Genomic DNA, 26,336 nt, shown 5'->3' with positions numbered 1-26,336 from the left:
ATGATCGAGCACACCTGGTCGACGATCTTCGACTCGCGGCGGTTCGACTCCGACGCCGCGTCGTAGTCGATGTCCTCGGGATTGACCACGACCTCGATGGTCGGGGACTGGTCCAGCTCCTTGAGCTCCAGCGGGGTGAACTTCGCCTGCGCCGGGCCGCGGCGGCCGAACACGTGGACCTCGCGGGCCTTGTTGGTGCGCAGGGTCTCGTACACGTTGTCCGGGATCTCGGTGACGTGCAGCTCGTCGCCGGTCTTGGCCAGGATGCGGGCGACGTCCAGGCCCACGTTGCCGACGCCGACGACGGCGACGGACTCGGCCGACAGGTCCCAGTCGCGCTTGAACAGCGGGTTGCCGTCGTAGAAGCCGACGAACTCGCCGGCGCCGTGGTGGCCCTCGAGATCCGCGCCGGGCACGTCCAGGTCGCGGTCGCCGACGGCGCCGGTGGCGAACACGACGGCGTCGTACAGCTCCTTCATCTCGTCGAGGGTGATGTCCTTGCCGAATTCGACGTTGGCGATGAGGCGGACCTCGGGCTTGTCCAGGACGCGGTGGAGGCTCCGGATGATGCCCTTGATGCGCGGGTGGTCCGGCGCCACGCCGTAGCGGATCAGGCCGAACGGCGCGGGCATCTTCTCGTACAGGTCGATGCTGACCTCGCGCCCGGACTTCATGAGGGCATCCGAGGCGTAGACCCCGGCGGGGCCGGAACCGACGATGGCGACGCGAAGGGGACGGGACATGCTCAGTGGAACCTGCTTTTCTCGGGGAGTGATGTCCGCACCATTCTAATGGGGTCGTCCGGGAACCACCACGTTGGGTGAGGTGAACCTAACCCGGAGTGTTTTCGGGTGTGACTCTGGTCACGGGCCGGGGTCGATTCGTGCGGAGATACTAAAAATTTTGGCTTACAGGGGTACCCGCGCGCCATCGGCGATTGCGTCCGCTATGTAAGGTGACTCACAATCGCGGCAGGGAATGAATCATGACTCACTGAAATCCCGGGATTTGCGCCAGCGAATCGGAATCCGGGTCCACAGGCGTGCGCCCAGCCCGGCGCATGGGAAAGGACGCACATCGTGACCGAGAACTCGAACGCGGCGACGGCGGTGCTCGTCACCTCCGTCGATCAGGCCGGCGACCACCGTGACGTCATCGAGGCGGTGTCCGCCGCATTGGGCGGCGCCCGTCTGGTGCACGCGGTGGGCGGCCCGGGTGGTGCGACGGCCGATGAGGTCGTGGGCAACCCGGACCACGCCCTCGGTCAGATCGTCACCGCCGTCGAGGCCGAGCGGGCCTCCGGCGATCAGGCGATGGTGCTCACCGCCACCGGCAACCTCGATTTCGACGCCCGCGTCGCCGCCGTCACCGGTTCCGGCGTGGTTCTCGTCGCCGATGGGGAGGGCTGCTCCAACGATGCCGCGCTGACCCGCATCCGCATGGCCGTCGCCGAGCTGCGGGCGCGGTACGCGGTGCCGCTGGCCGTGGTGCTCACCGGGCAGGTGGGAGAGGCGCCGAAGCTGGACGTGCCGGTGGTCGCGCTTGACGACGCCGACGCGTTGGCTTCCGCCGTCTCGGCGCCGGTCGACGTGATCATGACGCCGCAGCGCTTCCAGTGGTGGCTGCTGCAGCAGGCGAAGGCGAACCGTCGTCACATCGTGCTGCCGGAGGGCGAGGATGACCGCATCCTCATCGCCGCCGACGAGCTGCTGGCCGCCGACATCTGCGACCTGACCATCCTGGGCGACCCGGAGTTCGTCCGCGACCGCGCCCGGGTGCTCGGCCTCGACCTGTCGAAGGCGACGCTGATGGATCCGACGACCTCGGAGCACCTGGAGCCTTTTGCGGAGGAGTTCGCGGAGCTGCGCAAGTCCAAGGGCCTCACGCTCGACGAGGCGCGCGAGACCATGAACGACATCTCCTACTTCGCCACGATGATGATCCACAAGGGGCTCGCCGACGGCATGGTCTCCGGTGCGGCCAACACCACGGCGCACACCATCAAGCCGTCGTTCCAGATCATCAAGACCAAGCCGGGTGCGTCGACCGTGTCGTCGCTGTTCCTCATGGTCATGGATGACCGTCTGTGGGGCTTCGCCGACTGTGCGGTGCTGCCGAAGCCGTCGCCGGACCAGCTCGGCGAGATCGCCGTGGTGTCCGCGGAAACCGCCGCGAACTTCGGCATCGAGCCGCGGGTGGCCATGATGTCCTACTCGACCGGCGAGTCCGGCACGGGCGAGGACGTCGACCGCGTCAAGGCGGGTCTGGCCAAGGCCCGGGAGCTGGATCCGGAGCTGCTGGTCGACGGCCCGCTGCAGTTCGATGCGGCGATCTCCCCCTCGACCGCGAAGAAGAAGATGCCGGACTCCGCGGTGGCGGGCAAGGCCACCGTCTTCGTCTTCCCCGATCTCGACGCCGGCAACATCGGCTACAAGATCGCCCAGCGCTGCGGCGGCGCCCTCGCCATCGGACCCATCCTCCAGGGCCTGAACAAGCCGGTCAACGACCTGTCGCGCGGCGCGACGGTCGCCGACATCGTCAACACCGTCGCCATTACCGCCATCCAGGCAGGAGGTAACTAAGCCATGTCGCGTCACGCCCTCGTAGTCAACTCGGGTTCCTCGTCCATCAAGTTCCAGCTCGTCGATCCGTCGAAGGACGCCACCGAGCCGCCGTACGTGTCGGGTCTCGTCGAGCGCATCGGCGAGGACAACGGCACCATCGTGCTGAAGGTCAACGGCGAGAAGATCGAGGTCACCGAGCCGATCTCCGACCACGCCGACGGCCTGGACAAGGCCTTCGCCCTCATGGACGACAACGACTGCGGCCCGCATTCGGTGGACATCGCCGCGGTCGGCCACCGCGTGGTCCACGGCGGCAAGCTGTTCTCCAAGCCGCAGCTGATCGACGACCAGATCATCGAGATGATCCGCGACCTCATTCCGCTGGCGCCGCTGCACAACCCGGCGAACATCGTCGGCATCGAGGAAGCCCGCGCGCTGCTGCCGGACGTGCCGCACGTCGCGGTGTTCGACACCGGCTTCTTCCACGACATGCCGCCGGCTGCGGCGCTGTACCCGCTCAACGCGGAGGTCGCCGCCGAGAATTCGGTGCGCCGCTACGGCTTCCACGGCACCAGCCACGAGTACGTGTCCGGCCAGGTTCCGGAGCTGCTGGGCAAGGAGCCGCACGAGGTCAACCAGATCACGCTGCACCTGGGCAACGGCGCGTCGTGTGCGGCGGTGCGCGGCGGCCAGGCCGTGGACACCTCCATGGGCATGACGCCGCTGGCCGGCCTGATGATGGGCACCCGCACCGGCGACATCGACCCGGGCATCATCTTCCACCTGTACCGCCAGGGCATGTCCATCGACGAGATCGACAACCTGTGCAACCGCCAGTCGGGCCTGAAGGGCGTCTCCGGCGTCAACGACTTCCGCATCCTGCAGGAGCGCATGGACGACAACGACCCGGACGCCTGGGCGGCCTACCAGATGTACGTGCACCAGCTGCGCCGCTACATCGGCTCCTACATGCTCATCCTGGGCCGCCTGGACGCCATCACGTTCACCGCCGGCGTCGGCGAAAACCACGTGGGCATCCGCAGGGACTCGATGGCGGACCTGGAGAACTTCGGCATCAAGATCGACCCGGAGCGCAACGCCGGCCCGAACGACGGCCCGCGCGTCATCTCCGCCGACGACTCCAAGGTCAAGGTTCTGGTCGTCCCCACCAACGAGGAGCTGGCCATCGCCCGCTACGCCATGGCCTACGCCGAGTAGTCGGCCCCGAAGCGGCTTCGCACTCCCGCGGCCCCGCGACTCCGCGTGGTCGCGGGGCGGATTCCAGGAGACGTGGGCAAAGCAAAAACCCGCCGGATTCGATCCGGCGGGTTTTCCTTCGTGCGGTGTCGTCCTAGTAGATGTAGACGACGTCGCCGACCTGGAGGTTCTCGAAGAAGAACTTCGCGGCGTCGTGGGGCAGGCGGACGCAGCCGGCGGACTGGACGTCCGTGGAGCCCTGGTGGAACGCGTGGCCGTTGTTGGTGAAGTACACCGCGTACGGCATCGGGGCGTTGTTGAACTCGTAGGAGATCTCGTCCTTGACCTTGCGGGTCACGGTGAAGGTGCCCTTCGGGGTCTCCTGGCCCGGCTTGCCGTGCGACATGATGGTCGGGCCGTAGAGCAGCTTGCCGTCCTGCTGCAGCCAGGTGCGGTTGCCGGCCAGGTCGACGCAGGCGCGGGCGGTCTCCGGGCACGGGGACTCCGGCGGAAGGTCGGCGGCGCGCTCCTGCGGCGCCGGGGCGGGAGCCGGGGCCGGGGCGGGAGCCGGCTGGGGCTCGGCCGGCGGCAGGAAAGGCTCCACGGCGTCGCGGATCTCGCCCGGAACCTGGGCGCGGTCCATGAAACCGTCGATGTCGGCGCGCGTCGGGGCCTGCGGCAGCGCGTCGGAGGAACCGAAGTCGGGCAGCGGCTGGGCGCCCGCGACGGACGGGGTGACGCCGAGGCCGGCGATGACCGCCAGCGGCGCGGCGGTGCGCGCCACGCGGCGGAGGCGGGAGGGCTTGCGGTGCTTTCCGGTCATGGAGCGCACTCTACTGGGCCGACGACCAACGCAAAAGCCGAGAAAACCGTGGGGGTGGGGATCAACGCCAGGTGCGCGGCCGAATCAGGTTCGCCATGTCCACCAGCCGGTACCTGTGGCGGGGGAACGGAGACGACCTGGCCAACTGCCGCAGACCCTCCTCCAGGCCGGCGCGCAGACCCGCCACGGTGAACGGAACGTCGAAAAGCTCGTTGCGGCTGGCCGCATGATCCAACCCGCTGGCGCGCAGCCAATTCAGGGCGGCGACCATGACGGCGATGCGCAACTGCTCCATCCGCGGCTCGTTCGTCGGCAGCTCCACCAGGCGACGGGCGGCGCGGCGGATGCGCGACTCAGTCAACGATTCCGGGGCGCCGGAGGTCAGCAGCAGGATGGTGGTCAACTTCGCCAGCCGGTGATGCCGCGACGCCGCCGGCACCCGGTCCAGCATGGAAATCGCCATCTCCTGCTGGCCCTCCACCGTCAATTGGCGCGCCAGGCCGAACGCGGAAGACACCGTCGACGGGTTCGTCGCCCACACCATCGCGTACAGGCGGGTGGCGTGGAACCGCATGCACACCGGATCGGCGGCGGTGGTGGTCCACGTATCCGTCAGGTGCTGCAGCATCGACTCGGGGATGTCCTCCATTTGCCGGTCCAGGTTCGCCACCGCCCGCGCCGTGACGGGATCGAGCACCTGCTGATGGGAGATCCCCGCCCGCTGTTGCAGCAGCTCCAGGGTCGCCGCCAACGCCAGCTTCGGCGCCGGCTCGCCCGGCAACATGGTCAACACGCGGTTGAAGGACTCCAGGGCGGAGTCGTAGTCGTCGAGAAGCAATTCCGTGATGCCCGCGTACCAGCCCCACCGCCAGTCCTTGCGCAGACGCGGGGGAGCCGCCCGCAAATCGTCGCGGGCCTCCTCCGTGGACCCGATGTCCAGCTGCGCGCGGACGATGGCCAGGGGAATCTCCACCGACGTGGAATTCTCCGGGTCGCGCATGGCGGCGGTGAGGGTATCGATGAGTTCGCCGGGCTCCGTGAACGACGACGCCGACAGCAGCCGAGCCCCCGGGTCCGTCGGGTCGACCAGCGGCACCGGCAGGGCGGCGGTGATCTCCTGGGGGGTGGTGATCACGTCGCGGGCGATGCCGTCGACCAGCTGATCGGTGCGGAACACCCGGTGCTTGGTGCCGTACGTCGAACGTTGCGGGGAAAACAGCGAGCCGATGTGCGGGTACTGCACGCCGTCGCGCACCGCCAGGATCTCGCGCAGCACGCCGGTGAGCTGGATGGCCATGTCGTCGGCGCTGGAAAAACGCGCATCCGGGTCCTCGTTGCAGGCGCGTAGCAGCAGCCGGTACAGCGACAGGTACCGGCGGAACATGGGTTCCTCCATCGGCGTGGGCAGGCCGGGGTCGTAGACGCCGTTGGTCGCCGGCAGGTCGGTGATCAGCGACGCCAGCGTGCGGCCGACGGTGTAGATGTCCGACGCGACCGTGGGGCCGGTGCGGCCGACCTCGGGGGCCTGGAAGCCGGGCGTGCCGTAGATGTGGCCGTAGGCGCCGATGCCGGTGACCGCGCCGACGTCGATGAGCTTGACCTGGTCTTCGGTGATGAGCACGTTGTCGGGCTTGAGGTCGTTGTAGACCACGCCTCGGGAGTGCAGGTAGTCCAGGGCCGGCAGGAGTTCCAGGACGTAGCCGATGGCGATGTCGACGGGCATGACGCCGTCGGGCTGGGCGCGCCGGCGCTGCCGCAGCGACGGGCCGCCGACGTACTCCATGACGATGAAGCCGGTCTCGCCGTCGGAGGGTTCGACGAAGTTGATGATCTTCACGATGCCCGGGTGCGTGATCTCCGCGAGGAATTCGCGTTCGGCCTGCACGACGGCGAGGTCGCGTTCGTTGGACGACGCCATCATGCCCTTGAGCACGACCCAGCGGTCGGACACGTTGTGGTCCTTGGCCAGGTAGATCCAGCCGAGGCCGCCGTGGGCGATGGGGCCGGCGATTTCGTATTGGCCGGCGACGAGGTCGCCCGGCGTCAGCGTCGGGGTGGGTTTGCCGGTGGCGGCGATTTTCTCCGGCGACATGACGGCGTCGAGCGGGTCGGTCGGCGGGATGAACGGCAGCTGCACCATGCCGTCGGCGACGGTGCGGCCCTGGCGGGCGCGGCCGCGGCGGGCGCGGAAGGTGTCCAGGGCGCGGCGGTGGGATTCGGCGGACGGGTCGACGGGGGTGGTCGTTCCGCTTGACGACGAGCCGGTGGGCCAGTCGTCGTCATCGTCGTCGTCGGCGAAGGGGTCGAATGGCGTGGCGACGGTGCCGGGTTCGGAATCGTCGGCGAAGGGGTCGAAGGCGACGGCTTCGGTCGCGGGGACGGACTCGGTGGCGGGGGCGGATTCGTCGCGGTCGGTCATCGGTCCTCCTCCCGGTAGATGCCCACCGGCTGTTGGCCTCCGGGCAGGAAGGCGCCGAGCCAGGTGTCGTAGAGCTGTTGCCAGGTGCCGTCGGCGCGGATGCGTTCCATGGTCAGATTGACCTGGGCGGCCAGTGCGACGTTGCCGTCGGCGACGCCCACCGCGTAGCTTTCGGTGCTCAAGCCGCGGCGGACGATCGTGGTGCCGGGGTCCTGGTCGTTGATGCCGGCCAGGATGGTGTCGTCGGCGACGATCGCGTCGACCTGGTGCTGCTGGATGGCCACCAGGCAGTCGGACCAGCTGCGCACCAGCAGCAGCGTCGCGCCGGGGGCCTCGGCTCGGACGATTTCCTCCGGGGTGGACTCGGCGGCGACGCAGACGCGGCGGTCGTTGAGGTCGGCCGCCGACGAGATCTCGTCCGTTTCGTCGACGGAACCGGATGCCGGGACCAGGATGCCCGCCCGCGCGGTGAGGTAGGGGGCGGAGAAGTCGACGACGGCTTCGCGTTCCGGCGTCAGCGACATGGTGCGGACGATCGCGTCGACGCGGCCGCTGCTCAGGGCCTCGATGCGCTCGGTGGAGTCGACGTAGCGGAATTCCACCGCGTCGGGGTCGTCGAAGATGTCGCGGGCGATTTCCTGGGCCAGGGCGACTTCGAAGCCGGCGAGTTCGCCGGTGGAGGCGTCGCGGAAGCCGAGGAGGTTCAGCGACTGGTCGACGCCGACGATGATGCGCCCGCGGTCGATGATGTCGGGCAGACGTTCTTCGACGGGGCCGGTCGCCGGGGCCGGCGACGGCGGGGTGGCCGCGCCGTCGGGCAGGTTCGCCGGGCGGGTGTCGGCCTTCTCGTAGCGGGCTTCCGGGGGCAGGGGAGTGCCGCCGGAGGCGCCTTCGATGATCTCGTTGTAGGGGTCGTCGACCAGCGGGGCCTGCGGGGCGCACGCGGTGAGCGTCAGCAGCGTCGCGGCGGCCGCGGCGCCGACCGCTCGTGCGGGGGCGGGGAAGGGGGCGCGGAATCGGCGGAGTCGCATCACAGGTACTCCATCAGGCGGTGGCGGAAGCCGAGGACGACGCAGATCGCCGCACCGAGGGACAGCAGGGTGACCAGGGCCGACAGGGCGGCGGAGGATTGGCGGGCGTCTTCGAGGCTGCGGCGAAGGTCCAGGCGGGCGTCGGAGATCGCCGACTGCAGCGCTGCGTCGAGTTCGCCGAAGGCGTCGGCCGACGAGTGCGGTTCGGCGCCTTCGACCGTCGCCGCCTCCACGGCGCCGGCGTAGTCGCCGCGGTCGAGTCGGGCGCGCATTTCGGTGTGGCCCTTGCGCCACTCCTGCAGCGATTCCTTCGCGTGCTCGGCGCCTTCGCCGGTTTGGCCGGATTCCTCGATGAGGGCGTCGATCTTCCTCGCCGCTTCTTCGAAGGCGGCGACTTCGCCGGGCTGGCGGCGGACCAGGGTCAGCGTTTCGGCGGCGCGGGCCTGCTGCGCGGTGATGCGCGCTTCGGTCAGCGTCTGCACCGGCGAGTAGGAGCCGCCGAACGTCGCCGACCCGCTCCACGACAGCATCGGCGCGAGCAGCACCGCCAGAAACGCGATGACCATCAGCGCCGTCGCCGCGGTCATGCCGGTGTTGAACAGGCGCCCGGTGCGGCGGGTCATGCGCCATTGGACGAACAGCAGCATCAGCACGGCGGCGAGCAGTCCCGACAGCGGCACCCACGGCAGGCCGGTCAGTTTCGCCCGGTCGTCGGCGACGGATTGGCTGGTGTCCTCGTACAGTGCGGCCGCGGCCGGGAGGATGTCGCTGCGCATCAGGCCGGAGGCTTCGGCCAGGTAGGCCACGCCCACGGGATGGCCCTGGCGGGCGTTGGCGCGGGCGGCTTCGACCAGGCCGGTGTACACGGGGATGAGCCGTTGCACGGTGGCGATGTGTTCCATCGACTCTCCGTCGACGTCCGTGATGCCGGCCGCCGCGCGTGTTCCGGCGAGCGTGGCCTGTGCGATGGCGTCGTCGTAACGCTGCCGCAGTTCGGGGGCGCTGTCGAGGCCGCCGCGGCTGAACGACGTGTTCGCGGAGGCGTCGGCGATGGTCAGCGCCGAGTACAGGTTCTGCGCCGCGTTGGCCTGCGGTTCCGACGCCGACGACACGGTGGCCAGCTGCTGCTGCCTGTTGCTCGCCGACTGAGACATGGACAGGCCCGCGGCGAGGATCGCGACGATGAGCACCACCGCCGCCAACGTCAGCCGACCGGGCGACGTCAGCAGGAAGGACAGGGTCCGGCGCGGTAGCTCCAGCGCCGGGGCGATGCGTTCGCCGATGATCGAACCGAACGTCGTCGTGCCGGTGCCCAGCTCGAGGTCGTCGAGGCGTTCGTCGGCGTCGCGCTGGTCCTGCGGGGAGGTCTGCGGCGGCTGAGTCGTCGACGGTGTCCACCGCGGGTCGCCGGAGGCGGACTGCGGCGTCGATTCGGGTGTTGCGGGTGCGTCGGATGTCTTGGGGGCGGTGGCCGTTGCGGAAGCGTCGGCCGTCGCAGATGACGGGGCCGTCGATCCGAGTTCGGTGCCCCCGGGGGTACGGCGGCCGGTGAACCTGGTTCTGCGGGGACGGCGCCGCTTGTCGGCGGCATCTGCGGCCATTGCGCGTCGCCTCCCGTCGGTGCAGATCCGGCCCCGCGAGCGTGGGGCAACTCTGGTGCAGATGTTAGTCCCGATGCCTTGTGAGGCAAACCACAGGGAGGGTGGTCGTCGGCGACCGCGTACCCTGGGGCCATGCTTCACGACGGCAATGGCTGGGCCGCGGGCCCCGATGGCTCCCGATTGTGGGGGAAACTCGGCGCCGCGGGGTTGCTTCTGTTTGCCCCCGGCGGTCGGGTGCTCATGCAGTATCGCGCGGAGTGGACGTCGTGTCCGCTGACGTGGGGGGTGCCCGGCGGCGCCCGCGATTCGCATGAAACCGCCGCCGAGGCCGCGTTGCGCGAGTCGGAGGAGGAGACCGGGATCACGGCCGATCAGGTGCGGGTCCTCGGGGCCGAGGTGACCGCGGGGCCGTTCCCGGCCGATCCCGAGCGCCCCGAGCTCGCCGGCGGTTGGACGTACACGACCGTCTACGCCGTGGCCGACGGCGAGTTGGAGACGTTCCCCAACGCCGAATCGCTGGAGCTGCGGTGGGTGCCCTTCGATGAGGTCACCGACCTGCCGCTGCTGCCGGCGTTCGCGGAGTCCTGGCCGGGCGTGCGCCGCCGGGCCGAGGAACTCCTGCGCGGGGTACCGGAGGCCACGTAGCCGCCTGGTTTCGGGTATTCGGCAATTAGGAGGGGGTCACCAGAAGTTCCGGGGATCTGCGCGGGCAACGGAGCGGACGCGGCTGCCCTGAAAGGCCCAGGATGCGCAGTTGGGATCGATAGCGGTCAAAGCCGTGGCAACGTCTTTCATGCGGTCATTGAGATTCACGCGCAGGAGGTTCTCATGATGTGAAACGCGGTTTCGTAGCTGCCGGAGCCGCTCGAGCCTCTTGCCGACGTATTCCCGGCCTTTATCGCTGGTGTAGGCGTTCGGAAACGCCTGGCAAAGCGCGTCGGTCCAAAGAGTCTTCGCCTCCGGAGTCAGGCTTGGATCTGTCGCGCCTAAAATCCGGGGCCAAAACCCGAAGGTCAATTGCGCGACGATGTCGTCGTGATTGGCGACTGCGCCGTGGCGGGGATGAGTGTGAGGGCGCTTTGCTGCTTCGCGCTTTGCATCCCGTCTGGCCCTCCTTATGGCGTCGCCGCCGAGGTCGTACAACAGCGTCGGAGTTTGTTGGTGGGCCGTCCAGTCGTGGCCTGGGTTCAAGGACCCGCACCAATTCTCAAGTGCAGCGTCGATTGCATTTCGGGTCAGGATTTCCACGTGAGACAGCTGAGCATGGACCGCGCCCGAAAGCTCGTTGTTCCATCGATAGAGTTCCTGGGCCCGATCGATGTTTCCGTGTGCTTCAGTGAGGTACGGCGCGAAGCGCGCACTTCCCAGGAATTTCTCGAGCTCTGGTTGGCTTGTCATCACTGTGGTGGTACTCTCGCAATCAGTGAGCGTCGGCGTAGGCCGATTGCCATTCCTTTTCGGTGGCCCCGGGAGCCTGTGCTCCCGGGGCTGCTTGTTTTCTGCGAACCTACTGATCAGCGATCGCCGCCAGTCCCGACGCCACCGCGGTGACGGACAGGACGGCGGGCCAGGCGCCGATCTTCTTGGCGGCCGGGTGGGAGGCGCCGAATGCGCCGATGTAGGCGCCGAGCAGGCCGGCGGTGGCCAGGGGGCCCTTGCGGGCGTACCAGGTGCGGGCGGAGTAGATGCCGGCTGCGGCGAGGATGACGCCGCCGAGGGGGCGGATGCCGGTTTCGCGGGCGGTGAGCCATCCGCCGATGAGGCCCGTCGCGATGAGCGGGGCGGTCTTGACGTCTTCGGCCTTCTTCAACTTCATGTCCATGCGGCCCAGAGTATCCGCGCTACGCTGGGCGCATGTTGAACAATGTTCCGGAAGGGGTTTCCGGGCCGCGCGCCGGGCGCCGAGCGACGCTCGCGGGGGCCTCGTTGTACCTGGTCACGGATGCCCGCCGTCACATCGATCCGGATTTCGGGGAGTTGGCCCGGTTTGCCGATGCGGCGTTGTCGGCGGGGGTGGACATCATTCAGTTGCGCGACAAGGGGTCCGCGGGCGAGCGGAGTCTGGGGGCGATGGAGGCCGCGGAGGAGTTGGCGGCGCTGGCGGTGCTGCGCGAGGTCGCCGACCGTCACGGCAAGTTGCTGGCGGTCAACGACCGGGCGGACATCGCCGTGGCCGCCGGTGCGGATGTGTTGCACACGGGGCAGAAGGATTTGCCGGTGGCGGTGGCCCGGCGGCTCATCGGCCCGGACATGTTGTTGGGCAAGTCCTGCAACAACGCGGGTCAGGTCGATGCGGCGGCGAATGATCCGGATCTGGATTATTTCTGCACCGGTCCGGTGTGGGCCACCCCGACGAAGCCGGGGCGTCCGGCTGCGGGGTTGGATCTGGTCCGGCACGCGGCGGGCGTGGTGCGTGACGACGGCGACGCGCATCCCTTTTTCGCCATCGGCGGCATCGACCCCTCCAATGCGGGGGAGGTCGCCGCGGCCGGTGCATCGAAGCTCGTGGTGGTGCGCGCCCTGACCGGTGCGGCCGATGATGAGGCGTTGCGGGCGAATGCGGCGGCGCTGCGGGCGGCCGTCGGCGGGCGGGCCGTCGCCGGGCGGGCCGTCGCCGGAGAGCCCGTCGGTGGGGAGGACGCGCGATGAGCGCCAACGATTCGTTGCACGTCGCGGTCGTCGGCAACGGCGTCATCGGGATGGCCACGGCCTTCCGGTTGGCCCACGCCGGCCATCGCGTGACGCTGCAGGCGCCGAGTGCGGCGACCGGCCCGAGCTGGGTCGCCGGCGGCATGTTCGGTGCGTATACGGAGGCGTGGCCGGGGGAGGAGGCGATGCTGCACCTCGGTGCCGCGTCGCTGCGTCGGTGGCTGCCGCTGCTCGAGGACCTGGAGGGGGTGCCGACGCAGCAGTCGGGCATTCTCACCGGACGGGGCACGGTGCTCGCCGGCGTCGATGCGGCCGACGCCGCCGACGTGGAGTCTATCGTGGCCACCACCGAGGAGCACTACCCGGGCGTGCTGCGCCGGGTGACCCGCCGCGAGCTGCGCGCCTTGGAGCCGTCGCTGGCCCCGGTGTTGCGCGGTGCGGTGGTGTGCGACGACGAGTGGAGCGTCGACAACCGTCAATTGCTGTCGAAGCTCGGCGCCGCCTGCCGCGAATTGGGCGTGAACAGGGTGCTCGGCACCGTCACCGACGTCGACGAGTTGCGCGAGGGCGTCGGCGCCGACGTCGTGGTGGTCGCCGCCGGTGCGGGGTCGGCGGAACTGATCGACGTTCCCGTTCGCGAGGTCAAGGGGGAGGTGCTGCGGTTGCGTCGACGCGGGTCGTCGGAAAGCAGGCCCGAACGCACCATCCGCGCCCGCGTGCACGGCAGGCCCTGCTACCTGGTGCCCAGAAGCTGGGGGCTGGCCGTCGGCGCGACCGAATACGAACACGGCCACGACCTGGAGGCGACGGCCGGCGGGACGCGGACGCTGCTCGACGACGCGGCGATGGTGTTCCCCGGCATCGACGACTACGCGTTCGCCGAAGTCTCCGCCGGGCTGCGGCCGTACTCGCCCGACAACGTGCCGCTGATCGGCGAGGTGCGGCCGGGGGTCGTCGCCGCCTGCGGCCACGGGCGCAACGGTATCCTTTTGGCCGCGGTCACCGCCGACGCCGTGCGCGGCATCGTCGAGGGCGAACCGCTGCCCGAGGTGGCGAGCGCGGACCCGAACCGTTTCCGTTCATGAGCATCGAATCAAGCAACGAGGACACAATGACCAGCACCGTTTCCGTCAACGGCGCCGACCGCGAGCTCGCGGCCGACGCCACCATCGCCGCCATCGTCGACGACGTCGCCGGCGGTTCCCGTGGCGTGGCCGTCGCAGTCGACGGCGTCGTCCTGCCGCGCGAGCGGTGGGGCTCCACCGTCGGGGAGCTCGAGCCGTCGGCCATCGACGTGCTCACCGCGGTCCAGGGAGGGTAGGGGCATGGCGGCGCAGGCCGACTCCCGCAGCGGCGCACACGTCGACGCCACCGTCGACGGCACCGTCGGCGCCACCTCCGATCCGCTGGTCATCGCCGGCCGCGAGTTCGGCTCCAGGCTGATCATGGGCACCGGTGGCGCGGCGAATCAGGCGGTGCTCGGCGAGGCGTTGAAGGCGTCGGGCACGGTGCTGACCACCGTCGCCATGCGTCGCGTCGACTCCGGCGGCGGCACGGGCGTGCTGGGGCTGCTCGACGAGCTGGGCATCGAGGCGCTGCCGAACACCGCCGGTTGCCGCACCGCACGCGAGGCGGTGCTCACCGCGCAGCTGGCTCGCGAGGCCCTGGGCACGTCGTGGGTGAAGCTGGAGGTCATCGCCGACGACCGGACCCTGCTTCCCGACGCCCTCGAACTCGTCGACGCCGCCGAACAGCTGGTGGACGACGGATTCACCGTCCTGCCGTACACCAACGACGACCCGGCGCTGGCGAAGCGGCTGGAAGACATCGGCTGCGCGGCGGTCATGCCGCTGGCCGCGCCGATCGGCACGGGGCAGGGAATCCTCAACGAACACAACCTGGGCATGATCGTCGAACGCGCCGGCGTGCCCGTCATCTGCGACGCGGGCATCGGCACGGCGTCGGACGCGGCGCGGGCGATGGAGCTGGGCTGCTCCGCCGTGCTGCTGGCCACCGCCGTCACCCGCGCGAAGGACCCGGTGCTCATGGCCGCCGCCATGCGCGACGGCGTCGCCGCCGGGCGGTTGGCGTACCGCGCCGGGCGGATCCCCAAGCGCTCGTGGGCCCTGGCATCCTCGCCGGATTACGAGGACCTGGGGTAGCAGCCCCTAAAACGTCTCGTGCCGCCTCTGGTGCTCCTCGACGAAGGTCTCGGAGTGCTCGGCCAGTTTGATCAGCGGGGGCACGGCCTTGGCCAGGCGGCGCACCTCGTCGGGGCTCATGGTGCGGACGATGCGTTCGATGATGGCGCCCCAGTGGCCGATCATCTGCTCCAGCAGGGCGCTGCCGGTTTCGGAGACGTACAGGTCCTGGGCGCGGCGGTCGACGGCGTTGTGCTCGCGCTTGATCAGGTTGTTGTCCAGCAGGCGGCGCACGGTGGCCGACACGTTGGACGGGCGCAGGAAACGCAGCCGCGCGATGTCGGACACGCCGCAGCCGGGGTGGGTGGAGATGAAGTGCAGGACCTCCATCTCGGACTGCGAAATGTCGAGCCGCTGGTTGGGTCGCTCTCCGAGGCGGCGCGTGGCGGCCAGAAAGTCGTAGACCCCGATCGCGATGCGTCGGACGTTTTCCTTCGTCTCTTCGTCGAAGTCCGGGTTCTCGGCGGGAGAAGCGGAAACCATGGTGTACTTTCCTTTCTCGGATCCAGGGTCGCCGCGGTCTGGCCGCGGGGTCCGGAATAGTCCCTCAACTATATATTCAGTGTAGAAAGTCGTGTGTTACATGCGTGCGGAAATCGACGGGAAAAACGGGGGCGTCCCCCTGTCGCTCCTGGCGGCCCTGGCCTTGGCGACGATGGCCGGCCCGCTGTCGATCGACACCTACCTGCCGGCCTTCCCGCTCATGGCGGGGGATCTGGGCACGAATCAGCCTGGCGTGCAGCTGACGTTGACGCTGTTCATGGCGGGCATGGCGCTGGGCCAGTTCTTCATCGGCCCGATGTCGGACTCGATGGGGCGGCGCCGCCTCCTGTTGGGCAGCCAGTTGTTGGCGGCGGTCGCGGCGTTCGTCTGCGCGGTCGCGCCGGATGTGTGGGTGATGTGGGGTGGCCGTTTCGTCCACGGCATCGCCGGCGGCGCGGGCGTGGTGCTGGCCCGCGCGGTGGTGGCGGATCTGGCGGCCGGCAAGTCCGCGGCCCGGGCGTTTTCCCTGATGATGCTCATCAACGGCGTCGCCCCGATCCTCGCCCCCATCATCGGCGCGCTGTTGCTCGTGCCCTTCGGGTGGCGTTCGATCTTCGTGTTCATGGGCGTGTTCAACGTCGCGGCCCTGGTGGTGCTGGCCGCCGTCGTCAAGGAATCCCTGCCCGCGGAAAACCGCAGCGCAGGTGGCCTGCGGGGGCTGTTCGGCGGCATCGCGGAGGTCGTGAAAATCCGCGGCTTCCTGGGTTACGTCATCGCCTTCTGGTTCAGCTTCGGCGCGATGTTCGCCTACATCTCCGGCTCGCCGTTCGTCATGCAGGGCCAGCTGGGGTTGGGCGTCGGCACGTATTCGCTGCTGTTCGCCGTGTCGTCGGCGATGATCGTTCTCGGTTCGGCGATCAGCGCGCGGATCGTCAACACCGTCGACCCGCGGCGCCTGCTGGCCGCCGGCATCGTGGCGCTGCTCGCGGTGTCCGTGTTTTTGCTTGCCGACGCCCACCTGCACCCCACTGTGTGGATCATCGCTCCGCTGCTGATGGTGGCGCTGGGGGCGATGGGCTTCATCATGGGCAACGCCACGGCACTCGCGACGGGCCTGGCCAGGCGGCGCGCGGGTGCGGCGTCGGCCATGCTCGGCGCGGGCCAGTTCGTCGTCGCCGGCGCCATCTCCCCGCTGGTCGGCCTCGGCGCCGACGCCGCAGTGACCATGGGCACCGTCATGACGTGCTCTGCCGCCGTCGCCCTGCTCGGTTTCGCGTGGGCGGTGAAGCGGGAGGCCGCGTAGCCAAGTAGACGCCCAGCGCGGCCGGCGCGCACATGACCACGGCGGCCACCGACGGGATCTCGTCGAGAAGCACCACACCCAGGCCCAGGCTGACCAGCGGCGGCAGGAAATGCGCGGCGGCGGCGCGCTCCGGACCGAACTCGCGGATGATCATCAACCACAACGTCATGCCGAACACCGACGCGCCGACGATGAGGTAGGCCACCGCGATGAAGAACCGCGGCGTGAAATCCGGGGCGCCGTCGAAGATGAAGGCCCCGACGGCCAGGGGCAGACCACCGGCGAGGCTCTGGACGCCGGTGGACATCCACGGACTGCCCGGCGGAACCAGCTTCGGCGTGAGCACCGTGCCCGCGATGAGGCACGCCACCGCCGCCGACCCGATGGCGATGCCGCCGCCCGTGGTGTCGCCGGAACCCAGGCGGGTCAACGCCGAGCCGGTCACGCCGACGAAACCTATGACGCAGCCCGTCCACTGGACCATCCGCAGCTGCTCGCCCTGCAACGCCGAAATGACGAGCACCACGATGGGAATCGTCGACGTGAGAATCGCCGCCATGCCCACCGACACGTGGGGCAGCGCCGCGGCGATCAACCCGAGGTAGCCGGTGTTGTTGAGGACTCCGACGATGATGAGCCCGCCGAGCCCCTTCTTCGGCGGCCCGCCCGTTGCCCGCCACGACAACGCGACCATCAGCGCGCCGGCGACGGTGCAGCGGATGGCGACGACCGTCATCGGGGCCGACTGGGAAACGGCGATCTTCGTCGCCGCGAAAGCACCGGACCATAGCGTGGCCCAGACTGCGGCGAGGACGGCGAAACGGATCATCGGCCGCCCGTGGAAAGCCGGGGCGGCGGATCGGGAGTCGGATTGCATGGCGGCCTTTCGTCAATACTTCATTGTTTGCTGAAGTGTGAAGCAAGGTTGCATGACGAAACGGTGCGCGTCTACCGTTCCAGGTGAAAAGGACGCGACCGTCCCCCGATGCGGGGGAGGGGAACCCAAACGCCCGTCGCAGACCCTGCGGGGCGAGGAGGACGAAGGAAAGAGGAGAAGGAGCCGCCATGAAGACCGAAGACGACGGCCTGGCCTTCGCCGCGTCGATCGCGGCGGAATGCTCCTCGCCGGTGCGGCTGATGATCCTCCGCCTGCTGTTGGAAGAGGGCGAATCCCGCGTGCGGATCATGGCCGAACAACTCGGCGTCGGGGAATCGACGCTGTCCAACCACCTCAAACGACTCCGCGACGCCGGCATCGTCGGCGTTACCCGCAGCGGCCGCACCGCCACCTACCGCCTCGCCGACCCCCGCGTCGGCGAGGTGGTGGCATCGCTGCTCGGCGCTGCCGGACTCGCCCCCGAATACCCCGCCCTCGACGCCGACTCGGGGCTGGCGCACGCGCGGTCCTGCTACGACCACCTCGCCGGAGAAGTCGGCGTGAAACTCACCCGCGGACTCGTCGACAAGCGCGCCATCGTCGTCGACGGCGATGTCGTCGACGTCGGCCCCAACGCCGAAAAATGCTTCGCCCGGCTCGGCGCGGGACTCACCGGCCTGCCCGCAGGCCGAAAGCGGTCGTTCATGTGCGACGACTGGAGCCACGGCGACAAACACCTCGCCGGTGCCCTCGGCGCGATGCTGCTGCAGGGACTGATCTCCAAACGATTCGTCGAAAGCGTCCCCGGATCCCGCGAACTGGCCGTGACTTCCGCCGGCGAGGCGATCTTCGCCGAGTTCTACACCGCGTAGTCGGCTACACGTCGTAGTCGACGACGACCGGAGCGTGATCCGACGCGCCCTTGCCCTTGCGCTCCTCACGGTCGATGAACGCGCCGGTGACGGTGTCGGCCAACGCCGGCGACGCCAACTGGAAATCGATGCGCATGCCCTGGCGCTTCTGGAACCGCAGCTGCTGGTAATCCCAATACGTCCACTCGCCCTCGGTGTGCGGGCGCGTCACGTCACGGAAACCCGCCTCCTGCAGCGCCTCGAACGCCGCCCGCTCCGGGCCCGTGACATGCGTCTTGCCGTCGAAAAACGCCATGTCCCACACGTCCTCGTCACGCGGGGCGATGTTGAAATCGCCGCCGATCATGGCCTTGTGGGCCGGATCGTCGTCAAGCGCGGCACGGCCCGCATCGCGCAGGGCCTCCAAAAACCGAAGCTTGTAGTCGTAATGCGGATCACCCACCGCACGACCATTGGGCACGTACACGCTGTGGACGCGCACGCCCCCGCACGTCGCCGCAATGTGCCGGGCCTCCGCCAGCTGCTCCAGCTCCTGATCCTTCGTGAACCCCGGCTGCCCCGGGAACCCCACCTCGACGTCCTCGATGCCGACGCGCGAAATGATGGCCACGCCATTCCACTGGTTGAGCCCATGATGGGCGACCTCGTAGCCCAGCTCCTCGAAACGCGCCGCCGGGAACTGATCATCCCGGCACTTCGTCTCCTGCACCGCCAACACGTCGATGGCATGCCGCTCCAACACGCCCACCATGCGCTCCAGGCGAGTGCGGGCCGAATTGACGTTCCAGACGCAAATACGCATGCGGCAACCGTACCCGGCGGCACGGACGAGGCGACGCGCGCCGGGACGATCGCTCCGGGAACAATCGCGCCACCTGCGACGTTGGACGGGGTGACACCGGCGCGCGACGGAAGGACGACGACCGCAATGCAACACGAGCGAAACCAGGGCGACCCCACCACGTCGGTCAACCCGTCCACCGACCCGTACGCGAACCCCTTCGACGTCAACCCGTACGCGAACCCGTTCGCGACTCCGTCGGTCCCCGCGCCCGTACCGGGCCCGGCGCCGACCCCCGCGCCCCACGTCGCCCGCACCCCCGTGCCGGCCGACCACCCGCTGCTCGGCGTGCCCCGCAACCCCCACATCACCCCGGCCACCGTCGCCGCGGCCGAAGCGCTGGGCTACGACCCCGACGCCGTCAACGCGCCGCTGAGCACACGGTTCGGCGCCCTGTTCGTCGACGCCATCGTCTATGCGGGCTTGCTCGGCGTCATCCTCGTGCTGCTCGGCGCATTCGGCCCGCCCGACGCATGGGCCTACGGCGCCGTCGCAGCCATCTTCGCCGGGCCCGCCGGCTTCTACGGCTACCGCGCCATGGGCGACGCCGTCTTCGAGGGCTCGCCCGGCAAACACATCTTCGGCCTGCACATGAGCGGCCCCAACGGCCTGCCCGTCTCCGGCACCGACGGACTTCGCCGCAACCTGTGGATCCTGCCGTCCATGATCCCCGGCCTCGGCTGGATGATCAGCCTGGCCATGATGGCCTGGATCGGCCTGAGCGCGGGAAACGACCCGCTCGGTCGCGGAGGACACGAACGGGCCGTCGGCACGCGGGTGACGGAGAAGAAGGAGAAGTAGCCTCCCCGCCCCGGCCGATCACATGGCGCCGGGGTCGACGCTGATCGAATCGACGATGCCGTCACCGTCGAAATCATGGTGGCGGGTGTCGAACTCGCCGTTGCCGGTGGTGTCGTACAGGATCGAATCCGCCACGCCGTCGCCGTCGAAATCGTAGGCGCGGGCGTCGACCTCCCCGTCGCCGTCGAGATCGTAATCGACGCTGTTGACCACCCCGTCGCCGTCGTAATCGGAGATGGTGACGTCGGCGACGCCATCGCCGTCGAGGTCGATGGACAGCTCGTCGATCACACCGTCCCGGTTCAGGTCCGACTTCGTCACCACCATCTCCGGATCCACCGAATCGACGATGTCGTCGATGTCCCCCAGGGGCACGGCGCCGACTTCGGGAGCCTCGGGGGTTCCCGACTCCCCGCAGGCCTGCCCGGGCGTCGACTGCTCGGGCACGTCCTTGCCGGCGTCGTCGCCGCGGAGATTCTCGATGAACTGCGTGAAAACCGTGTTGTCCGACATTTCTCTTCCGCTCCTTGAAAGTTGGGCCGTCGCCTTGTGGCGCATTCACGGATGAGATGCGCCGGCCGCCGCGAAAGTTCCCGCTTGCCGCCGCGAAAGTTCCTGCTTTACGACGAAAAACCGGCGCCCCCGCCGAAGAAGCGGGGACGCCGGGGCGTCGCAAAGCAACGACGTGGCGCGAAAACCGGCCGGACTACACCTGCAGGCCGTCGGCGCCCGGATCGACCGGATCGTCCGCGCCACCGAAGTTCGGATCCTCCTCCACGATGTCGACGATGCCGTCGCCATCGGTGTCCGTGTACCGGATGTCCGAGTAGCCGTCGTTGTCGCGGTCGATCTCGAGGGTGTCCATCTCGCCATCGCCATCCGTGTCCGACCACACGTGATCGATGCGGCCATCGGCGGACGTGTCCACGTGCAGCTCGGAGAAGTTCTCGCCGTCGGCACCCCGCGCCTCCGCGTCGACGATGCCGTCGCCGTCGAGATCCAGGGACAGCGTGTCCACCTCACCATCGCCGGTGGTGTCCGTCGCCCCGACGACCTCCGCCGCGTCCAGATCGATCGTGATGTCCGGGCCCTCCACCTGGCCGTAGACGTCGTAGTCGACGGCGTCCACGTCCGCCGCGCGCTCCGGGCCCGGGGCGGCCGGGGCGTCGGCCGGGGCGTCGGCCGGGGGAACATCGGGGGCGGCGCCCTGGTCGAGGAACGCGTCGACCTCCTCCGTGCTGGACAGCGTCGTGTCCAGGATCGCGTCGTTGGTCGTGTCGATCTGGATCGAATCGACCTCGCCGTCGCCGTCCATGTCGGTGACGATGGTGTCGACGTAGCCGTCCTTGTCCAGGTCCAGCACGATCTGGTCGATCGAGCCGTCGCCGTCCAAATCCGACGCCGACATCGCGTCGTTGGCGGACTCCTCCAGCACCTCGTCCAGGCTGATGCCCAGGCCCGACTCGGGGGCGGCGGCGTCGGCCGGCACGGCCTTGTCCTCGGGGATGGCGTCGGCCGGCGTGTTGTCGGCGGGGTTGTTGCGGTCGGCGGGGTTGTCGTTTCCGGACATTTTCCTGATCCTCTCGGGTCGCGTGTGCGGTGGTCTTCCGCGTTGTTCGACGATGAGATGCGGCGGGTTCGCGGAATGTTCCCGTCGCCGGAAATTATCCACGACCAATCTTCGCGGGGCATCATTTTCCGGAGCACCTTCTATGATGACGAATGCCCCGAGAGCGGCAGACCCCATCGACCCCTACGTGAGGAAGCACATGACGGCGACGCAGGCAGACGCGCGCACCGCGCTGCGGCGCGAAGTCGAATCGGCCGCGAAAACCGTGTCCTCGGCGCTGAAGGTCCTCGACAGATACGGGCACGCCGACGCGGCCGAAGCGATTCGCCGCACGTGGGCCGACACCACCCTGCGCGGCACCGTCGTGGTCGTCGGCGAGGTCAAACGCGGCAAAAGCTCCGTGATCAACGCAATCGCCGGCGCCCGCGACCTGCTGCCCGTCGACGTCGACGTGTGCACCTCCGTTCCCGTGCAGGTGCTGCGGTCGGACGAGAACACCGAGGTCATCGACCTCAACTTCGGCGACTACGTCGAACGGGCGCCGCTGTCGGAGCTGCGTGAGTGGACGACCATGAACGGCGCCCGGGTCTCCGACCCCGACACCCCGGAACTGCCCACCGGCGTCACCGTCCGCGTGGCCGGCGACCACGTGCCCAGGGCACTGTTCATCGACACCCCCGGCGCCGGCGGCCTGGACCGGGAGGCCATCGACATCGCGCTCGAACGCGCCCGCGGCGCCGGCGTGCTGCTCATGGTGTGCGACGCCACGACGCCGATCACCGCCCCGGAGATGGACATCCTCGCCCGCGCGGCTCAGGCGGCCGGATCCGTCGTCGTCGCGGTGACGAAAACCGACAAGAACCTGCGCCGCTGGCGGGCCATCGTCGACGACGACCGCCGCCTCATCCGCGAGCACCTGGGCCGCGACGTGCCCGTCATCGGAGTGTCCAGCCTGCGCGCGGTCGACGCCGCGGAGATGGCCGACCCCGATCGCCGCGCCCGCGTGGAAAAAACCTCCGGCGTCGCCGAACTGCGCGCCCACATCGCCGCCGAAATGGCCCGGGGCGCGTTGCTGTCGAAGGTGGCGGCGCTGTCCATGGCCGAATCCGCGCTCGAAGGCGTCGCCGCGTCCATCGACGCCGACATCGCCGCCGTCGACCGCGCCGAAGAGGTCGTCCCCGAGCTCGAGGCGCGACGCGAGGAACTTCGCCGACTGCGCGACCACGGCCAGGAGTGGGAGCAGATCCTGTCCCGCAACATCTCCGTCGCAAGGCAATCAATCATGGCCAACTTCGACGCCGAGATGGACCGCATCCGCGAGCACTGGATCCGCACCATCAACAACTCCGGAATGAAGGTGCTGCGGTCGAAGCCGCAGGTGTTCACCTCCCGCATCGAAGAGGAACTGTCCGCGGCGGCGGAGGCGACCGTCAACCGGCAGCTGGAGGTGCTGCGCCGCGAGGCCAACGCCCTGTTCGGCGACGACCACGAATGGGAGGCGATGGCGGGGGCGGCGCTGCTGAGCATCGCCCCCGGCGGCGCAGGCGACGGTCGGCATTCCGTCGCGTCGAAGACCGAAAACCTCCTCGACCCGAGCATGCTCACCCTGGGCATCATCTCCGGCCCCGCCATCGCCTCGGCCGGCGGCGGCGCGCTGGCGGCGATGGGCCTGGCCACCATCGCCCTGCCCGCGGCGGTCATCGGCGGCGGATGGCTCGGCGTGAACATGGCCTACCGGGCGATGCGCAACGGCAAGCAGCACCTGGTCACCTGGACGCGCGAGACCGTGGCGGCGCTGCGCATGAGCGTCAACCGCAACATCGACACCCTGGTGACCACCGTGCGCACCGAAATCGTGCTGCGCTACCGCTCGCGCCTGCGTCGCGAGGGCGACGAACTCAAACGCCGCATCGAAGACGCCCGCGCCACCGCCCGCGCCTCGGAGGAAGAGCGGCGGCAGACGCTGGCCAGACTCAACCGGAACAAGGAAATCGTCGCCAAGGTCCGCGCGGATCTCGCCACCTCCGCCGGAACGCTGCGGGGAGTGGGGCGCTGATGAACATGGGGAACATGCACACCGGGCAGATGCAGCAGCCGTCGATGGATCCGGTGACGCACGAGATCGACCAGGCGCTCCATGCGCTGGCCTCCGGCGGCGGCGATCTGCCCGACCACGCCAACCGTCTGGGCCGGATCCTGTTTTCGCCGCCTCGGGTGCTCATCGTCGGCAGGCTCAAGGCGGGCAAGTCCACCCTGGTCAACGCGCTGATCGGCGAAAACGTCGCGGCGACGGGCACGCTGGAGACGACCAACGCCGTCACCGTCTTCCGCTACGGTGCCCCGTCGCGGGCGGAGGTCGTGGGCAACGACGGCGTGCGCAGCCGGGGCATCCTCGATGACGGGGTGCTCGTCGACGTCTGCCGTCCCGTGCCGGAGGTCGCCTTCGTCGAGCGGTTCCTGCCGTCGGCGGCGGTGGAGCGGATGACCATCATCGACACCCCGGGCATCGCCACGCTGACCGTGGAAAACCGCGACGCCACCGAGCGGGCGCTCATCGACGGCTACGCCCAGACGCGTGATGCGTCGGTCGACGCCGATGCGGCGGTGTTCCTGTTCGACTCGTCGCCACGCATGGATGAGCGGGAGTTCATCGGCAAGCTGGGTTTCACCCCGCTCAACACCATCGGCGTGCTGGCCCGCGCGGATTCCTTCGGCGAGGGCGCGTTCGGCCGCCGCGACCCGATCGAGCACGCCGAGCGGTACTGCGGTGTGCTGCGCGGTCGGCTGGGGTCGTTGATGGGCGAGGTCGTGCCGGTGTCGGGCCTGATGGCGGAGTCGGCGGCGACGGGCCGGGTGACTGAGCCGGTGGCGCGCGCCGTCGCGCAGCTCGGGCGCCTGGATTCGGAGGATCTCGTCGAGGAGCTCGAGGCCGAGGCCCCGCAGCGCATCGACGCGGGGTTGCGGGACCGGGCCCTCGATTTGCTGGGCGAGTACGGCGTCGTGCGGGGCGCGGGTGTGGCGGCGCAGGGTGCGGTGGCGCTCAACGAATGGTTGGAGGACCGGTCCGGCGTCGCTCGCCTGCGCCGCGTCCTCGAGGGTGGCCTGCTGCGGTATGCGGCGTTGGGCCGCGCCGCCCGCCTGCTGCACCAGCTGGAGTTGCTCGGCTATTCCCATGAGCTGTCGGCCCATGTGCGGCACATCCACGGTGTGTTGGTCAATCAGCCGGCGATGGCGCCGGTGATGCTCTTCACCGCGTACCGGGGGTTGGCGGCGACGTCGCCGGATTCGGTGCTCATGCCTTTGCTTTACGACGCCTTGACCGGGTCGAACCCCGCCGAGAGGGTGGGTTTGCCGGCTGCGGCCGATCCCTCGCAGGTGCGTCAGAGGGCCCGGGAGATGTACGACGAGTTGCAGCGGATGGGCCTTCTGGGACGATCTGCGGCGGAGGAAGACTCTCGCGTTCGACTGATCACGATGGTGTCAACGCTGTTAAGCTGATCGAATCGTTGAGGTAGACGAAAGGAACGGGACCATGTCGGGTTGGCGCTTGGCCATCGACTTCGGAACGTCCAACACGGCCGCCGCGCATCGTCCGGCGGGGGCGGGCAAGGATGGGCCGCCCGCGGAGGCGTTGGCGTTGTCGCACAACGGCAACCTGTTGCCGTCGGCCGTTTTCGCCGATGGCCAGGGCCTCATGGTCGGCCACGTCGCGATGAACCAGGCGGAGTCGCGGCCCGACGCGTTCCTTCCGGAGCCCAAGCGTGCCGTGGGGTCGGACAGCGTGCTGCTGGCCGGCACGAACACGCCGGTGTCGGAGGTCATCGGTGCGGTCATCGGTTCGGTTCTCGACCGGGCCCGCCGTTTCTCCGGTGGTTCCATGCCGGATGACGTCGTGCTGACCCACCCCGAGGGCTGGGGGCAGGCCGAGTTGATGCGGCTCATCGAGGGCGCGGAGCGCGCGGGTATCGAGCGTCGCCGCATGTCGCTGGTGTCGGAGCCGCGGGCGGCGACGTATTGGTACTCCTTCAAGCGGCCGTTGCAGCCGGGGCAGAAGGTCGCCGTGTTCGACCTCGGCGGCGGCACCTTGGACGTGGCGGTGCTGACGCCGACGGCCGATGGTTCGTTGCAGGTCATCGCCGCCCGCGGCGACAATTCGCTGGGCGGTCGCACCCTTGATGCACGCATCCGGTCGTGGGTGGAGGCCGAGCTCGAGGAGAACGACACCGAGCTGCTGCGCGCCCTTCGTTCGGGTGCGACGGGCCCGTCGCTGGTGCTGGACCGGGCGATCAAGACGGCCAAGGAGGTTTTGTCGGAGGCGCCGCGTGCGACCATCACCGTCGCCGCGCAGGGTCGTGAGACGACGCTGATGCTCACTCGCGGCGAGTTCGAGGAGTTGATCAAGCCCGACGTCGACCGCGCGCTGGACGTCACCCGCGCCACGCTGCTCGACGCGGGCCTGCGCCCGGATCCGTCGACGCCGCTGTACCTGACCGGCGGTTCCGCGCGAATCCCGTACATCCAGGACCGTCTCGGTGAACTGTGCCAGGTGGCCACGCTCGACGACCCGAAGACCGTCGTCAGCCGCGGTGCGCTCATGGGGCCGACGCGCCGTGCCGACGACGTCGCTGCGGGCGTGACCACGTGGGTCGCGCCGGGCGCGGTCGCCGCGGGTGCGGGCCCGATGGCGGTGGCTCCGGTGGCGCCGACTCCGTCGGCGCAGGCCGATGCCCAGCAGCAGCCGCGGCAGGCGCAGCAGTGGCAGGGGCAGCAGCCGCAGATGCCGCAGCAGCCGTACACGGCGCCGCAGCAGCAGGCCGGTCCGCCGAACCCCTACGGCCGGCCGCCCCAGCAGCCGCAGCCTCAGCAGCACCAGCAGACGCGGCAGATGCAGCAGTTCGGGGCGGTGCCCAGTTCGTCGGGTTCGAAGTCCGGCGGGTCGGGTGGCTCGAAGACGCCGCTCATCGCCATCGGCGCGGTCGTGGCGCTGCTCATCGTCGGTGGTGGCGCGTGGGCGCTGTTGTCCGGCGGCGACGGCGGCGACGGCGGTGGCGGCAACGGTGGGGAAACCACCACGTCGGCCAGCGGCAGCTCCGACAAGTCGTAC

At 69.4% G+C, this 26,336-nt stretch carries 25 protein-coding genes; 13 read left to right on the top strand and 12 right to left on the bottom strand.

Annotation, left to right across the window (positions count from 1 at the left end):
- The coding region (locus tag HMPREF3121_RS12950) for an FAD-dependent oxidoreductase (RefSeq protein ID WP_246816139.1) at positions 1 to 743 on the bottom strand (743 nt) is incomplete at its 3' end.
- A gap of 525 nt (positions 744 to 1,268) precedes the next feature.
- On the opposite strand from HMPREF3121_RS12950, the gene pta reads away from it, so the two are divergent.
- Both pta and HMPREF3121_RS11165 read left to right on the top strand, forming a co-directional pair.
- On the top strand, positions 1,269 to 2,582 hold the full coding sequence (gene pta, locus HMPREF3121_RS11170; RefSeq protein WP_224372208.1) for a phosphate acetyltransferase: 1,314 nt from the start codon (positions 1,269 to 1,271) through the stop codon (positions 2,580 to 2,582).
- 3 nt (positions 2,583 to 2,585) lie between these two features.
- Complete coding sequence (locus HMPREF3121_RS11165) at positions 2,586 to 3,782, top strand: acetate kinase (protein ID WP_070523501.1); 1,197 nt, start codon at positions 2,586 to 2,588, stop codon at positions 3,780 to 3,782.
- A 133-nt stretch (positions 3,783 to 3,915) separates the two neighbouring features.
- Here the strand turns inward: HMPREF3121_RS11165 and HMPREF3121_RS12250 are convergent, their stop codons facing one another.
- The 4 genes from HMPREF3121_RS12250 to HMPREF3121_RS11145 form a co-directional block, all read right to left on the bottom strand.
- Entirely contained in the window at positions 3,916 to 4,584 is a 669-nt protein-coding gene (locus HMPREF3121_RS12250; protein ID WP_083291694.1) for a L,D-transpeptidase, read from the bottom strand.
- 61 nt (positions 4,585 to 4,645) lie between these two features.
- Positions 4,646 to 7,003: a serine/threonine protein kinase gene (locus HMPREF3121_RS11155; RefSeq protein ID WP_070523499.1), complete on the bottom strand. Its 2,358-nt coding sequence runs from the start codon at positions 7,001 to 7,003 to the stop codon at positions 4,646 to 4,648.
- Positions 7,000 to 8,034 carry a glutamate ABC transporter substrate-binding protein gene (locus HMPREF3121_RS11150; protein WP_070523496.1) on the bottom strand — a complete coding sequence of 345 codons (1,035 nt, stop codon included), beginning with the start codon at positions 8,032 to 8,034 and terminating at the stop codon, positions 7,000 to 7,002. Before HMPREF3121_RS11150 ends, HMPREF3121_RS11155 begins: the two co-directional genes overlap by 4 nt.
- Entirely contained in the window at positions 8,034 to 9,635 is a 1,602-nt protein-coding gene (locus HMPREF3121_RS11145) for a hypothetical protein (RefSeq protein WP_070523493.1), read from the bottom strand. Before HMPREF3121_RS11145 ends, HMPREF3121_RS11150 begins: the two co-directional genes overlap by 1 nt.
- 132 nt (positions 9,636 to 9,767) lie before the next feature.
- Between HMPREF3121_RS11145 and HMPREF3121_RS11140 the strand changes: the two genes are divergently transcribed.
- Positions 9,768 to 10,280, top strand: coding sequence for an NUDIX hydrolase (locus HMPREF3121_RS11140; protein WP_070523490.1), 513 nt, complete (start codon positions 9,768 to 9,770; stop codon positions 10,278 to 10,280).
- Between the two features lie 36 nt (positions 10,281 to 10,316).
- On the opposite strand, the gene HMPREF3121_RS12490 is transcribed toward HMPREF3121_RS11140, so the two are convergent.
- Entirely contained in the window at positions 10,317 to 11,033 is a 717-nt protein-coding gene (locus HMPREF3121_RS12490; protein WP_141743090.1) for an Abi family protein, read from the bottom strand.
- A 109-nt stretch (positions 11,034 to 11,142) separates the two neighbouring features.
- The gene (locus HMPREF3121_RS11135) at positions 11,143 to 11,457 is read right to left on the bottom strand and encodes a hypothetical protein (protein ID WP_070523488.1); all 315 of its coding nucleotides are present in this window, start codon (positions 11,455 to 11,457) and stop codon (positions 11,143 to 11,145) included.
- Positions 11,458 to 11,489: 32 nt separating this feature from the next.
- Here HMPREF3121_RS11135 and thiE point away from each other — a divergent pair, with 32 nt between their 5' ends.
- From thiE to HMPREF3121_RS11115, 4 genes are read left to right on the top strand one after another with little or no spacing between them, the layout of a single operon-like run.
- Positions 11,490 to 12,284, top strand: a complete 795-nt coding sequence (thiE, locus tag HMPREF3121_RS11130; protein WP_083291693.1) for a thiamine phosphate synthase — start codon at positions 11,490 to 11,492, stop codon at positions 12,282 to 12,284.
- The gene (thiO, locus tag HMPREF3121_RS11125) at positions 12,281 to 13,369 is read left to right on the top strand and encodes a glycine oxidase ThiO (RefSeq protein ID WP_070523483.1); all 1,089 of its coding nucleotides are present in this window, start codon (positions 12,281 to 12,283) and stop codon (positions 13,367 to 13,369) included. The genes thiE and thiO overlap by 4 nt, the downstream gene beginning before the upstream one ends.
- A 26-nt stretch (positions 13,370 to 13,395) precedes the next feature.
- Entirely contained in the window at positions 13,396 to 13,605 is a 210-nt protein-coding gene (gene thiS, locus HMPREF3121_RS11120) for a sulfur carrier protein ThiS (protein ID WP_070523480.1), read from the top strand.
- A gap of 4 nt (positions 13,606 to 13,609) precedes the next feature.
- Positions 13,610 to 14,446, top strand: a complete 837-nt coding sequence (locus HMPREF3121_RS11115) for a thiazole synthase (RefSeq protein WP_083291691.1) — start codon at positions 13,610 to 13,612, stop codon at positions 14,444 to 14,446.
- 6 nt (positions 14,447 to 14,452) lie between these two features.
- Here HMPREF3121_RS11115 and HMPREF3121_RS11110 read toward each other — a convergent pair whose 3' ends face one another.
- On the bottom strand, positions 14,453 to 14,968 hold the full coding sequence (locus HMPREF3121_RS11110) for a MarR family winged helix-turn-helix transcriptional regulator (protein ID WP_070523477.1): 516 nt from the start codon (positions 14,966 to 14,968) through the stop codon (positions 14,453 to 14,455).
- A 100-nt stretch (positions 14,969 to 15,068) separates the two neighbouring features.
- On the opposite strand from HMPREF3121_RS11110, the gene HMPREF3121_RS11105 reads away from it, so the two are divergent.
- Positions 15,069 to 16,271 carry a multidrug effflux MFS transporter gene (locus HMPREF3121_RS11105; RefSeq protein WP_070523474.1) on the top strand — a complete coding sequence of 401 codons (1,203 nt, stop codon included), beginning with the start codon at positions 15,069 to 15,071 and terminating at the stop codon, positions 16,269 to 16,271.
- On the opposite strand, the gene HMPREF3121_RS11100 is transcribed toward HMPREF3121_RS11105, so the two are convergent.
- Entirely contained in the window at positions 16,204 to 17,148 is a 945-nt protein-coding gene (locus HMPREF3121_RS11100; RefSeq protein WP_070523471.1) for a DMT family transporter, read from the bottom strand. The genes HMPREF3121_RS11105 and HMPREF3121_RS11100 overlap by 68 nt on opposite strands.
- A 188-nt stretch (positions 17,149 to 17,336) precedes the next feature.
- On the opposite strand from HMPREF3121_RS11100, the gene HMPREF3121_RS11095 reads away from it, so the two are divergent.
- Positions 17,337 to 18,020 carry an ArsR/SmtB family transcription factor gene (locus tag HMPREF3121_RS11095; RefSeq protein WP_070523469.1) on the top strand — a complete coding sequence of 228 codons (684 nt, stop codon included), beginning with the start codon at positions 17,337 to 17,339 and terminating at the stop codon, positions 18,018 to 18,020.
- A 4-nt stretch (positions 18,021 to 18,024) separates the two neighbouring features.
- On the opposite strand, the gene HMPREF3121_RS11090 is transcribed toward HMPREF3121_RS11095, so the two are convergent.
- The gene (locus HMPREF3121_RS11090; protein WP_070523466.1) at positions 18,025 to 18,822 is read right to left on the bottom strand and encodes an exodeoxyribonuclease III; all 798 of its coding nucleotides are present in this window, start codon (positions 18,820 to 18,822) and stop codon (positions 18,025 to 18,027) included.
- Positions 18,823 to 18,948: 126 nt separating this feature from the next.
- Between HMPREF3121_RS11090 and HMPREF3121_RS11085 the strand changes: the two genes are divergently transcribed.
- Positions 18,949 to 19,662, top strand: coding sequence for an RDD family protein (locus HMPREF3121_RS11085; protein WP_070523464.1), 714 nt, complete (start codon positions 18,949 to 18,951; stop codon positions 19,660 to 19,662).
- A gap of 18 nt (positions 19,663 to 19,680) precedes the next feature.
- On the opposite strand, the gene HMPREF3121_RS12945 is transcribed toward HMPREF3121_RS11085, so the two are convergent.
- Together HMPREF3121_RS12945 and HMPREF3121_RS12645 are read right to left on the bottom strand one after the other, a co-directional pair.
- Entirely contained in the window at positions 19,681 to 20,175 is a 495-nt protein-coding gene (locus HMPREF3121_RS12945; protein WP_141743088.1) for a hypothetical protein, read from the bottom strand.
- Positions 20,176 to 20,368: 193 nt separating this feature from the next.
- A complete protein-coding gene (locus tag HMPREF3121_RS12645; protein ID WP_070523461.1) occupies positions 20,369 to 21,232 on the bottom strand; it encodes a hypothetical protein in 864 nt (287 codons plus the stop codon).
- A 199-nt stretch (positions 21,233 to 21,431) separates the two neighbouring features.
- Here HMPREF3121_RS12645 and HMPREF3121_RS11070 point away from each other — a divergent pair, with 199 nt between their 5' ends.
- The 3 genes from HMPREF3121_RS11070 to HMPREF3121_RS11060 form a co-directional block, all read left to right on the top strand.
- Positions 21,432 to 23,288, top strand: a complete 1,857-nt coding sequence (locus HMPREF3121_RS11070) for a dynamin family protein (protein WP_070523458.1) — start codon at positions 21,432 to 21,434, stop codon at positions 23,286 to 23,288.
- Positions 23,289 to 23,302: 14 nt separating this feature from the next.
- Positions 23,303 to 24,730, top strand: a complete 1,428-nt coding sequence (locus HMPREF3121_RS11065; protein ID WP_246816138.1) for a dynamin family protein — start codon at positions 23,303 to 23,305, stop codon at positions 24,728 to 24,730.
- A 34-nt stretch (positions 24,731 to 24,764) separates the two neighbouring features.
- The coding region (locus HMPREF3121_RS11060; protein ID WP_083291686.1) for an Hsp70 family protein at positions 24,765 to 26,336 on the top strand (1,572 nt) is incomplete at its 3' end.

The organism is Corynebacterium sp. HMSC11E11 (genome assembly GCF_001807025.1).
GTDB classification, from domain to species: domain Bacteria; phylum Actinomycetota; class Actinomycetes; order Mycobacteriales; family Mycobacteriaceae; genus Corynebacterium; species Corynebacterium freneyi.
This window is presented reverse-complemented; position numbering and strand designations above follow the sequence as displayed.

Coding starts and splice junctions, on each gene's coding strand:
- HMPREF3121_RS11150 (WP_070523496.1), bottom strand. CDS start 8,034: ATGCGACTCCGCCGATTCCGCGCCCCCTTCCCCGCCCCCGCACGAGCG.
- HMPREF3121_RS11090 (WP_070523466.1), bottom strand. CDS start 18,822: ATGCGTATTTGCGTCTGGAACGTCAATTCGGCCCGCACTCGCCTGGAG.
- HMPREF3121_RS11145 (WP_070523493.1), bottom strand. CDS start 9,635: ATGGCCGCAGATGCCGCCGACAAGCGGCGCCGTCCCCGCAGAACCAGG.
- thiO (WP_070523483.1), top strand. CDS start 12,281: ATGAGCGCCAACGATTCGTTGCACGTCGCGGTCGTCGGCAACGGCGTC.
- HMPREF3121_RS12945 (WP_141743088.1), bottom strand. CDS start 20,175: ATGTCGGACAACACGGTTTTCACGCAGTTCATCGAGAATCTCCGCGGC.
- HMPREF3121_RS11100 (WP_070523471.1), bottom strand. CDS start 17,148: ATGCAATCCGACTCCCGATCCGCCGCCCCGGCTTTCCACGGGCGGCCG.
- HMPREF3121_RS12645 (WP_070523461.1), bottom strand. CDS start 21,232: ATGTCCGGAAACGACAACCCCGCCGACCGCAACAACCCCGCCGACAAC.
- HMPREF3121_RS11095 (WP_070523469.1), top strand. CDS start 17,337: ATGAAGACCGAAGACGACGGCCTGGCCTTCGCCGCGTCGATCGCGGCG.
- HMPREF3121_RS11140 (WP_070523490.1), top strand. CDS start 9,768: ATGCTTCACGACGGCAATGGCTGGGCCGCGGGCCCCGATGGCTCCCGA.
- thiE (WP_083291693.1), top strand. CDS start 11,490: ATGTTGAACAATGTTCCGGAAGGGGTTTCCGGGCCGCGCGCCGGGCGC.
- HMPREF3121_RS11105 (WP_070523474.1), top strand. CDS start 15,069: ATGCGTGCGGAAATCGACGGGAAAAACGGGGGCGTCCCCCTGTCGCTC.
- HMPREF3121_RS11155 (WP_070523499.1), bottom strand. CDS start 7,003: ATGACCGACCGCGACGAATCCGCCCCCGCCACCGAGTCCGTCCCCGCG.
- HMPREF3121_RS11115 (WP_083291691.1), top strand. CDS start 13,610: ATGGCGGCGCAGGCCGACTCCCGCAGCGGCGCACACGTCGACGCCACC.
- HMPREF3121_RS11070 (WP_070523458.1), top strand. CDS start 21,432: ATGACGGCGACGCAGGCAGACGCGCGCACCGCGCTGCGGCGCGAAGTC.
- HMPREF3121_RS12490 (WP_141743090.1), bottom strand. CDS start 11,033: ATGACAAGCCAACCAGAGCTCGAGAAATTCCTGGGAAGTGCGCGCTTC.
- HMPREF3121_RS11110 (WP_070523477.1), bottom strand. CDS start 14,968: ATGGTTTCCGCTTCTCCCGCCGAGAACCCGGACTTCGACGAAGAGACG.
- HMPREF3121_RS11065 (WP_246816138.1), top strand. CDS start 23,303: ATGCACACCGGGCAGATGCAGCAGCCGTCGATGGATCCGGTGACGCAC.
- thiS (WP_070523480.1), top strand. CDS start 13,396: ATGACCAGCACCGTTTCCGTCAACGGCGCCGACCGCGAGCTCGCGGCC.
- HMPREF3121_RS11135 (WP_070523488.1), bottom strand. CDS start 11,457: ATGGACATGAAGTTGAAGAAGGCCGAAGACGTCAAGACCGCCCCGCTC.
- HMPREF3121_RS12250 (WP_083291694.1), bottom strand. CDS start 4,584: ATGACCGGAAAGCACCGCAAGCCCTCCCGCCTCCGCCGCGTGGCGCGC.
- HMPREF3121_RS11165 (WP_070523501.1), top strand. CDS start 2,586: ATGTCGCGTCACGCCCTCGTAGTCAACTCGGGTTCCTCGTCCATCAAG.
- HMPREF3121_RS11085 (WP_070523464.1), top strand. CDS start 18,949: ATGCAACACGAGCGAAACCAGGGCGACCCCACCACGTCGGTCAACCCG.